Below are 9,342 nucleotides of genomic sequence, written 5' to 3' on the forward strand. Positions count from 1 at the left end.
CTGCATTGACCCGCAAAAAAATCCCGGTGGATTACTCCACCGGGATTGCACACAAGTCTGACAAAACCGCGAGAGTTATTGTTTCTTGCTGGGATCATCCGCCGGATTCACGTAGGTAATCTGGAACGGTCCCATGAGGTCCACCTGCACCACTGCGCCGGTCTTGGTCCAGGCAAAATGGTGCATGTTTGCCGGAGCAACGGCATAACCACCGGCTTTAAGTACCTTGGCGTGCTTCCTATCAAGCTTGTCTCCCATGCCGATGGCAAGGGTTCCGGAGATGACCGTGACGCGTTCATCCGTCGGATGCCAGTGCGGCGGAATCCGGTAGCCCGCCGGCATCTTCAGGCGCAGGGTGACCGGGCCGGTTCCGGCAGGGTCACCGGCGAGCACCGCCAGTTTGACGCCCGCAGGCAACACCGGCGGTGCCGGACCCCAGGTGATTTCTTCCGGCTGCAGCGGCCCGCTCGCATGGCCGAGCAGCGGCACGGCCAGCAAGAGACCAGCGAGTAACACCCATAGTGGGCGCGGCAATGACGATTTGAATGATGTGCGGCACATACAAGATTCTCCATGTGTGATGGATGGACGACCCGGGAAAGTACCAGAGCGTGCCGTGTAAACACGGATTTGGGGGAGCTGCGGGAAGAAACGGTGAGCCGCGGCTTCCCTGCACTCTGGGCTCATCCTCGGTACCGCGTGCATTCACACGCGGCAACGGAATTAGACGCCCGGGCGGCAACACTGTCAACGGACCAGATACCAATCAGGCGTCCCGCGGTCCGGGCCTGCGGTTTCCACGGTACTATTGGCCCGGTCGGGAGATTTGGCTTACCCTGTTGCCGCTTTTGCCAGTCCGATTCAAGGAGTCTCGCTTGAATTTTGCTTCCCGTTTCCCCGGCAGATTTCCCGCCGCCCGCATGCGGCGCATGCGCCACGATGAATTCTCCCGCCGCCTGATGCGCGAGACGCGCCTCTCGACTGACGATCTGATTTATCCGCTGTTCGTGCGCGAGGGCAAGGCTCAGCGTGAACCGGTCGTCTCCATGCCCGGCATCGAGCGCCTGAGCGTTGATGTGCTGCTGAAAGAAGCCGCCGAGCTGGTGCGGCTCGGCATCCCGGCGCTTGCGCTGTTCCCGGTGGTGCCCAGGGAAAAAAAATCCCTGAACGCCGCGGAAGCCTGGAATCCCAAGGGCCTGGTGCAGCGCGCGGTGCGCGCACTCAAGAAGGAATTCCCCGCGCTCGGCGTGATCACCGACGTGGCGCTCGACCCCTTCACCACCCACGGTCAGGACGGTGTGATTGACGCCAGCGGTTATGTCCTGAATGACAAGAGCGTCGCGGCACTGGTGCGCCAGGCGCTGTCACACGCCGAAGCCGGTGCCGACATCGTTGCGCCCTCCGACATGATGGACGGGCGCGTGGGCGCGATCCGTGAGGCTCTGGAGAAACGCGGCTTTATCCACACTCGCATCCTCGCGTATGCGGCCAAGTATGCTTCATGTTTCTACAACCCGTTCCGCGACGCACTCGGCTCGGGCGCCGCGCTCGGCAAGAGCAACAAGTACACCTACCAGATGGATCCGGCCAACAGCGACGAAGCGCTGCGCGAAGTGGCGCTGGACTTGGCCGAAGGTGTGGACATGGTGATGGTGAAACCGGGCCTGCCCTATCTCGACATCGTGCGGCGCGTGAAGGACGCATTCGGTGCGCCCACTTTCGTCTATCAGGTGAGTGGTGAATACGCGATGCTCATGGCCGCCATCCAGAACGGCTGGCTCGACGAACGTGCCGCGGTCATGGAAACACTGCTGGCCATCAAGCGTGCCGGCGCCGATGCGATTCTCACCTATTTCGCCAAGCGCGCAGCCGCCTGGCTCAGGCCATAAAACAGGGTTTCGTTGCATAGCCGGAACCTGCCGGCCCGAGAGAGCGTCCATGTCCCAGGCCCCAGCGCGTTACGCCGTCATCGGCCATCCGGTCGCCCATAGCCGCTCGCCACAGATCCACGCCGAGTTCGCACGCCTCACCGGCAAGGCGCTGGTATACACGCGCATCGAGGCGCCGCTGCGAGGATTTACCGCGGCGCTGCGTGAATTTCTCGCGTCCGGTGGACGCGGCGCCAACGTCACCGTGCCGTTCAAGGAAGAAGCTTGCGCCTTGAGCCATGTACTGACAAAGCGCGCCAAACAGGCACGCGCTGTGAACACCCTGAGCGTACGCGCAAACGGCACGCTGCTCGGCGACAACACCGATGGCATCGGCCTGGTGAACGACCTCAAGCGCAATCATGGGGTGGAATTCGCCGGCGCACGCATCCTGCTGCTGGGCGCGGGCGGTGCGGCGCGCGGCATATTGCCAGCGCTGCTCGCGGAAAAACCGGTGCTGGTGCAGATTGCAAACCGTACCCCGGCGCGCGCGCGCAAACTCGCGGCGCTGCCCACAAAGACGCGTCTCGCGGGTGGGGGCTTCGAGGAACTGCGGGATCAGACTTTCGATGTGATCATCAACGCTACTGCCGCCAGCATCGCGGGCGAGCTGCCGCCGCTGCCGCGCGATTGCCTGAATCCGGGCGCGGTGTGCTACGACCTGGCCTACGGCGATCGGCCCACGGTATTCATGCACTGGGCCGAGCAGGCAGGCGCCGCGCAGGTGCTGGACGGCTGGGGCATGCTGGTGGAGCAGGCGGCGGAATCGTTTTGCGTCTGGCACGGCCTGCGCCCGCCCACCGCCACGCTGCTGGCTCTGCACCCGTGATGCGTCCCCTGAGCATGGCCCCGGCCGTGCTCATCGCGCTGGCGGCCGCGGCCCTGACGGTCACGTTGTGGGCATACTTCAACCAGCCGCAAACCGAGCCGCCCTGGCCCACCACCATCCAGGGTTTTGCCTTCGAACCCTACCGCGCCGGCCAAAACCCCGCCGCCAATCAGTATCCCAGCGATGCCGAGATCGATGCCGATCTCAGACTGCTGGCCGGCAAAACCTACGCCATCCGCACCTACAGCGTGGACGGCACGCTCGGCGACATTCCACGCCTCGCGGCCAAATACCACATCAACGTGGCGTTGGGCGCGTGGATAGACAAGGATCAGAAATACGACGCCGCCCAAGTGGCGCGCGCCATCGCCATTGCCAAAACCCATGCCAATGTGGTGCGCATCATGATCGGCAACGAAGCGGTGCTGCGCGGCGACGTGTCGGTTGAAGAATTGATTCCGTATCTGGACGAAGCCCGCGCTGAGATCTCCCAGCCGGTGTCCACTGCCGAGCCCTGGTACAGCTGGATGCAGCACCCGGAGCTTGCCAAACATGTGGACTACCTCGCGGTGCACATGCTGCCCTACTGGGAAGGCGTGAACGTGCACGACGCGGTACCTTACATCGCGGCACGCATGCGCGACCTGCAACGTGTCTTTCCCGGCAAGCCCATCGTCATTGCCGAAGTCGGCTGGCCAAGTGTGGGACTGACCAGGCACGCGGCCGTGGCTTCCACCGCCAATGAAGCGCTGTTTCTGCGCCGCTTCCTGGCGCTGGCCGGCGCGCAGCACTGGACCTATTACCTGATGGAAGCCTTCGATCAGCCGTGGAAGGGCAATTCCGCCGAGGGTGACGTGGGCGCCTACTGGGGCGTGTACAACGTGTACCGTCAGCCCAAGTTCAACTTCATCCGGCCCATCGTCAGCGTGCCTGACTGGCGTCTGTTGGCCGGTATTTCGGTGCTGGTGGCCTCGCTGGTGTTGCTGCTGATTTTCCGGGATAGCCGCCGGCTCAAGAAACGCGGTCTGGGATTCTTGGCGGTGATCGTGTACGCGGCGAGTACCATCATCGTGTGGATCATCCATGAGTATCTGCATCGCTACCTTACGGTGAGCAGCATTATCGTGGGCATTCTGCTGCTGCTCGGCATGATCGGCGTGATTCTGGTGCTGCTCGCCGAGGCCCACGAGTGGGCCGAGGCTCATTGGGTGAGAATGCGCCGGCGCCAGTTTAAACCCGCGAGCGTGCCGGACGCGGCGCTGCCCATGGTGTCAGTGCATGTGCCGGCCCACAACGAGCCGCCGGACATGCTCAAGCAGACCCTGGATGCACTCGCGGCGCTGGATTATCCGCGCTATGAAGTACTGGTGATCGACAACAACACCGGCGATGAGGTGGTTTGGCGGCCGATACAAACGCATTGTCAAAAGCTGGGTGCGCGTTTCCGGTTCTTTCACGTGGCGCCGCTCGCCGGCTTCAAGGCCGGCGCGCTCAACTTTGCACTGCGCCACACCGACTCCGCGGTACAGGTGGTCGCGGTGATTGACAGCGATTACGTGGTGAACCGCAACTGGCTGCGGGACCTGGTACCGGTGTTCGCCGCAGACAAAATCGCCGTGGTACAGGCGCCGCAGGATTACCGCGACGCTGAACAGAACGCCTTCAAGGCCATGTGCTATGCGGAATACCGCGGTTTTTTCTACGTCGGCATGATCACGCGCAACGAGAGAAACGCCATCATCCAGCACGGCACCATGACCATGATCCGCCGTGCGCTGCTTGACCGGCTCGGGTGGGCGGAATGGTGCATCACCGAGGACGCCGAACTTGGATTGCGCGTGTTCGAGGAAGGCCTGGAAGCCGCCTACATTCCCAAAAGCTACGGCTGCGGCTTGATGCCCGACACCTTCCTGGATTACAAAAAGCAGCGTTTTCGCTGGGCTTATGGCGCGGTGCAGATTCTCAAGCGTCACGCGCGCGCCCTGTTCACGCGCGCGAGCCGCCTCACGCTCGGCCAGCGCTACCACTTCCTGGCCGGCTGGTTGCCGTGGCTCGCGGACGGCTTCAACCTGCTGTTCAACTTGAGCGCCATGCTGTGGTCGCTGGCGATGATCAATTTCCCGCATGAAGCCGGCCTGCCGATGGTGGTGTTTTCGGTGCTGCCGTTGTCGCTGTTCGTGTTCCGCATCGCCAAACTGCTGTTCCTGTATCGCACCAACGTCGGCGCCAATCTGCGCCAGACACTGGCCGCGGCGATCGCGGGGCTCGCACTCACCCACACCATCGGCCTCGCGGTCATGATCGGAATGTTCACTCGCAATAAACCGTTCTTCCGCACTCCCAAACAGGCGCCGCGGCACGCGCTGCTGCAGGCACTCGCCGCCTCCCGCGAAGAGCTCTTGATGATGCTGGCGTTATGGTTATGCGCCTTCAGCGTATATACGCGCGTCGGCCTCGCCATCCAGAACATTTCCGTATGGGTGGTGGTGCTCCTGATCCAGTCGGTCCCTTACTGTGCCTCGCTCGCGCTGGCGCTGATCTCGGCGTCGCCCTCGTTGCCCGCGACAGTCATCGGTCGAGCCGAGAATATGGATGTGCTGGCGCATGCGGTACTCAAGGCCGAAAGCAGCTAACCACGTTAACACTTTGTAATACTTTGAAACGTCCGCAGCGATTCAGCAGAGCCACAATTGGGCCGACCATTGCAATTCTCCGCATGAAGAAAAGGAGTTGCGCCATGAAGCACATAACTGTCGCGGCTCCTGGAATGATGCTCGCCGTGATGTTTTCCGGATGCGCGTCACTCACAGCTCCGAGTATCGTGATCAGCCCACCTTCGTTGCACGGCGAACAGTGGACGATAAACGGGACTGAAAATATCAGCCCCGGCGAAACCAAGAGTTTCGCAACCATATTAACCGTACGAGTAAACGGCAATCCGGTTATTCAAGGACCGGTTGCCGGGGGCGGCGAAACCAGTTTGAACGGAACCTATGAAAGCCACGACATTCAGGCGGTTTGTCCGCTGGTTGGTGAATATACGCAAGCGTATCGCCTGGTGTATGTGGATGGATCACAAGCCGCCACGCTGTTCTTCGGATCAGGCTAATGCACAGATCATGCACTAGCCGAAGATGCGCCTGGAAAAAAGCAGATGTGTTCATTTCCGGCGCGTTCAGAAATTGACGATATTGCCCACCACGATCTCGTGACCGTGCACGCCGGGGCCACCGCGCAGCGGCCAGGCGACGGTCACAAACACCGTGTTGCTGAAGGCGCTGCGGGTGATGCCGAAGCGCAGCCCCAGGCCCGCATCGCTGTACGCCGGGCTCCACACCGGCGGCGATACCTGGCGAATCTGCGCCACGTCCACGAAGCCCACGAAGCCCACCTGCACCAGGTTCCACAGCTCCCAGGGCGTGACAATGCGATCCGCGAACGTCGCCTGCCAGCGCTGGTCACCGATGGCGAAATAATTCGGATAGCCGCGCAGCCCCTGAATACCGCCGATGTACAGATAGCTTTCCGGGTCCGGACGCAGCACCGCATCCCACTGCACGTGCGCCACCAGCGTCTGCCACGGCAGATCCTGGTTGTAGGCGGTGAGCGTCAGATTGGAGAGCAGATTGCGACTCACGCCATCCTGCTGCCGGTCCTGGGCATACGCCGAAGCCAGCAGCAGGGTGTTGCCCGAAACCTGTCCGCCCCAGGAAGCCGACACGCCGTAGAACGGCGCGGACACATCGCCGCCAAAACCATCGCCGTAGGAGCCGGCCTGTGCGTCCACCTGCCAGCCGAGGTTGTAGTCCTCGGCGCGCCCGATGTATTTCAGATTGGTATAGCTCGCGTACTTGTCCTGGAAGAACTCCCAGCTTGCGCCCAGGCCCGCAAGACGGCGCGGCGTGAGCGTGGGCGCGGGCAGCAGGTTTGGGTTTTGCATCTGCGGCGCGCCGTAACCGTAGTCGCTGTTGCTGTACACCAGCCCGGCGCGCATACCGCTGTCGCCCGACCAGGTGAGCAGGTGCGCCCAGGAAAACTCGTGCTGTTGCAGGGTACTGACCGCATCCCAGGCAAGCGTGCCCTGATTGTAGAAATTCAGATTCTCCTTCTGGTCGAAAAAGCCGATGCTCAAGGACCACGGAGTCTGGTCCTCGTAGAACGGCTGGCCCACATTGAAGAAGCGCACATGACCGTCGGACAAATCCTCGTAAGCCGCGTTCATCTGCCAGTAGCTGCCGAACAGCGAGGGATCCTGGTAGATGATCTGATTGGCGCTGCGCTGCGGATCCGCGCTGTGGCCCAGCGACAGTTGCTTGCCGCTGCCGAGGAAGTTCGCATCGGTGACCAGGAATTGCGTGCTGTTCTGCCCACCCACGTGCGCGAAACGGAAATCCAGTTTCAGCGTCCAGGCATCCTTGACGTCCACGCGCAGATTCACCGTATGCGACGTGCAGCTTTCCGGCAGAATCAGCGCGGCACGCAGAAACTTGAGCGCGCGCAGCCGTCGCTCGCTCTCGTAGATGGTGCGCGGATTGAGCGGCTCGCCGGATTTGAACAGCAGCTGTGCGCGAATCACGCGCGGGTGCGTCGTGACGTGCAGCTGGTCGGCCAGGCGTGCGTACCAGGTCTGCTGCGCCGGATCGCTGAGGTCGAAAACATTGTCCACCACGATGTGCACATCGCCGATGCCATAGCCCTGCGCGGCGAGCGCCTCGAATTGCGTCTCACCCTGCCAGCGTTCGCTTGCGGCGGCCGCGGGCACCGGACAGGTATCCGCGGCAGCGGTACGCCAGATTGACAGCAGCACGGCGAGCGCGAGTAACGCAGTCAGGCGCATTCAGTCTGCGCCCGAGAGTACTTCCGCCGGTGTCCAGACCTGCGCGCGGCGCGCACGGCGCTTTTCTGCGCTTTCACCCTCGTAACTGACCGGTTGTGGTGCCTGGCGCAACTCCGCGCGCCGGTCGAGCGCATTGGCGTTGAGACTGGCGTAGCACCGCCCCTCGATTTCTGCAACCGCCGCCACATACACGCCGCAGCGGGCGCACAGCAGGAAGTCCGTGATGCCGAGACCAAAACGGTAACGTCGCAGCGCTTCGGGAGCATCGGCCTTGATGACCACGCGACCGTGAGGATCGGTCGCCGCGAGCGCGCCGTGACTGCGGCAGAACGAACATTGGCAAGTGCGCAGCGGCAGGTTTTCCGGCGTATGGCGGGTATCAAACTCGAAACGCAGATTGCCGCAATGACAGCGGCCGCTGAGCACGGACATACAGCAGACTCCCAGTTTGCCTGATTGACGTCACCGCCACGGCGGGTAATGCCGCCTTATGCGCGGCGAACACCGCAGTGCCGGCGGATGAAATCACTATACCGATTTGCCGAACAACCCGGCAGGTGACGGCGGACGTGGGCTGTGGCAGGCTGCACGCCCATGTCCGACACCGCACCGACCTTGAACGCGCCGCGCACGCTGCCGCGCCGGCTTGGCCTGACCACCGGCACCGCGGTGGTGGTCGGCGTCATCATTGGCAGCGGCATTTTCCGCGTGCCCTCGCCCATCGCCGCGGTCGCGGGCAACATCACCGGCATCGCGCTGGTGTGGATACTGGGCGGATTGGTGGCGCTGTTCGGCGCGCTCTCGGTTGCGGAACTCGCGGCCATGTACCCGGCGGCCGGCGGCCCGTACGTGTATTTGCGCGAAGCCTACGGCCGGCCGCTGGCGTTCCTGTTCGGCTGGATGTGGCTGCTGACCACGCCAATCTCCTGGGCGGCACAGAGTCTGATATTCGCCGAATACCTGGCGTTCTTCGTGCCGCTTTCAGTCACGCTCGAGCACGTGATTGCCGCGGTGTTGATCGTGCTGGTGGCGGCGGCGAATTACCGCTCGGTGAAACTGGGCGCGATCATCCAGAATCTTTCCACCGGCGCCAAGGTGCTGGCCATCGTCGGCCTGAGCGCCGCGATTTTCCTGTTGGCGCCGGGCGGTGTGCACAACCCGCTGCACGCCGAAACCCTGGGCGTGGCCAAGTGGTCGGGCATCGGCATCGGCCTGGTGGCCGCGCTTTGGGCCTACGACGGCTGGGAAAATCTCACCACGCTCTCCGGCGAAGTGCGCAATCCGCAGCGCAATTTGCCGCTGGCGCTCATCGTCGGCGTGCTGGTGGTGCTGGTGGTGTACATCCTGATCAACGCCGCCTATCTGCGCGCGCTGCCGCTGCCGCAACTCGCGGCCTCGAAATCCATCGCCTCGGACGCCGCCACCGTGGTCATGGGCCGGGCCGGAGCGTCGGTGGTCGGTGCACTGGTGATGCTGTCGGTGTTCGGCACGCTGAACGGCAGCATCCTGTCCAGCCCGCGCGTGTTCTACGCCATGGCCGAGGACGGCCTGTTCTTCAAGTCCGTGGGCAAGATCCACCCACGCTTCCAGACCCCGCACGTGGCCATCGTGTTCAGCTGGGCCCTGGCCATCGTGTTCGTGTTCTGCCGCGAGTTCCTGGACCTGGCGGAAGCCTACGTGCTCGGCATCTGGCCCTTCCTGGCGCTCTCGGTCATCGGCCTGTTCGTGCTGCGCCGGCGCGAGCCCAG

Annotated in this window: 8 protein-coding genes; 5 read left to right on the forward strand and 3 right to left on the reverse strand. The window is 63.1% G+C overall.

Annotation, left to right across the window (positions count from 1 at the left end):
- Nucleotides 1-75: 75 nt before the first annotated feature.
- A complete protein-coding gene (locus VJR90_03135) occupies nucleotides 76-561 on the reverse strand; it encodes a cupin domain-containing protein (GenBank protein ID HKV96470.1) in 486 nt (161 codons plus the stop codon).
- A gap of 314 nt (nucleotides 562-875) precedes the next feature.
- On the opposite strand from VJR90_03135, the gene hemB reads away from it, so the two are divergent.
- The 4 genes from hemB (at nucleotide 876) to VJR90_03155 (ending at nucleotide 5,866) form a co-directional block, all read left to right on the forward strand.
- Entirely contained in the window at nucleotides 876-1,889 is a 1,014-nt protein-coding gene (gene hemB / locus VJR90_03140; protein ID HKV96471.1) for a porphobilinogen synthase, read from the forward strand.
- A 49-nt stretch (nucleotides 1,890-1,938) separates the two neighbouring features.
- Entirely contained in the window at nucleotides 1,939-2,757 is an 819-nt protein-coding gene (gene aroE, locus VJR90_03145; protein ID HKV96472.1) for a shikimate dehydrogenase, read from the forward strand.
- Nucleotides 2,757-5,390 carry a glycosyltransferase gene (locus VJR90_03150; protein HKV96473.1) on the forward strand — a complete coding sequence of 878 codons (2,634 nt, stop codon included), beginning with the start codon at nucleotides 2,757-2,759 and terminating at the stop codon, nucleotides 5,388-5,390. The genes aroE and VJR90_03150 overlap by 1 nt, the downstream gene beginning before the upstream one ends.
- A 104-nt stretch (nucleotides 5,391-5,494) precedes the next feature.
- The gene (locus tag VJR90_03155; protein HKV96474.1) at nucleotides 5,495-5,866 is read left to right on the forward strand and encodes a hypothetical protein; all 372 of its coding nucleotides are present in this window, start codon (nucleotides 5,495-5,497) and stop codon (nucleotides 5,864-5,866) included.
- A gap of 66 nt (nucleotides 5,867-5,932) precedes the next feature.
- Here VJR90_03155 and VJR90_03160 read toward each other — a convergent pair whose 3' ends face one another.
- Both VJR90_03160 and VJR90_03165 read right to left on the reverse strand, forming a co-directional pair.
- Nucleotides 5,933-7,594 (reverse strand): hypothetical protein, encoded by a 1,662-nt coding sequence (locus VJR90_03160; protein HKV96475.1) that lies wholly within the window; start codon nucleotides 7,592-7,594, stop codon nucleotides 5,933-5,935.
- Complete coding sequence (locus VJR90_03165; protein ID HKV96476.1) at nucleotides 7,595-8,026, reverse strand: hypothetical protein; 432 nt, start codon at nucleotides 8,024-8,026, stop codon at nucleotides 7,595-7,597. It lies immediately after the preceding gene.
- Nucleotides 8,027-8,188: 162 nt separating this feature from the next.
- On the opposite strand from VJR90_03165, the gene VJR90_03170 reads away from it, so the two are divergent.
- Nucleotides 8,189-9,342 (forward strand): amino acid permease (locus VJR90_03170; protein ID HKV96477.1); only part of this gene is annotated, 1,154 nt, incomplete at its 3' end.

It is taken from the genome of Gammaproteobacteria bacterium (assembly GCA_035279405.1).
Lineage (GTDB): Bacteria > Pseudomonadota > Gammaproteobacteria > Natronospirales > REEB76 > REEB76.

Coding starts and splice junctions, on each gene's coding strand:
- VJR90_03135 (HKV96470.1), bottom strand. CDS start 561: ATGTGCCGCACATCATTCAAATCGTCATTGCCGCGCCCACTATGGGTG.
- aroE (HKV96472.1), top strand. CDS start 1,939: ATGTCCCAGGCCCCAGCGCGTTACGCCGTCATCGGCCATCCGGTCGCC.
- VJR90_03150 (HKV96473.1), top strand. CDS start 2,757: ATGCGTCCCCTGAGCATGGCCCCGGCCGTGCTCATCGCGCTGGCGGCC.
- VJR90_03155 (HKV96474.1), top strand. CDS start 5,495: ATGAAGCACATAACTGTCGCGGCTCCTGGAATGATGCTCGCCGTGATG.
- VJR90_03160 (HKV96475.1), bottom strand. CDS start 7,594: ATGCGCCTGACTGCGTTACTCGCGCTCGCCGTGCTGCTGTCAATCTGG.
- VJR90_03165 (HKV96476.1), bottom strand. CDS start 8,026: ATGTCCGTGCTCAGCGGCCGCTGTCATTGCGGCAATCTGCGTTTCGAG.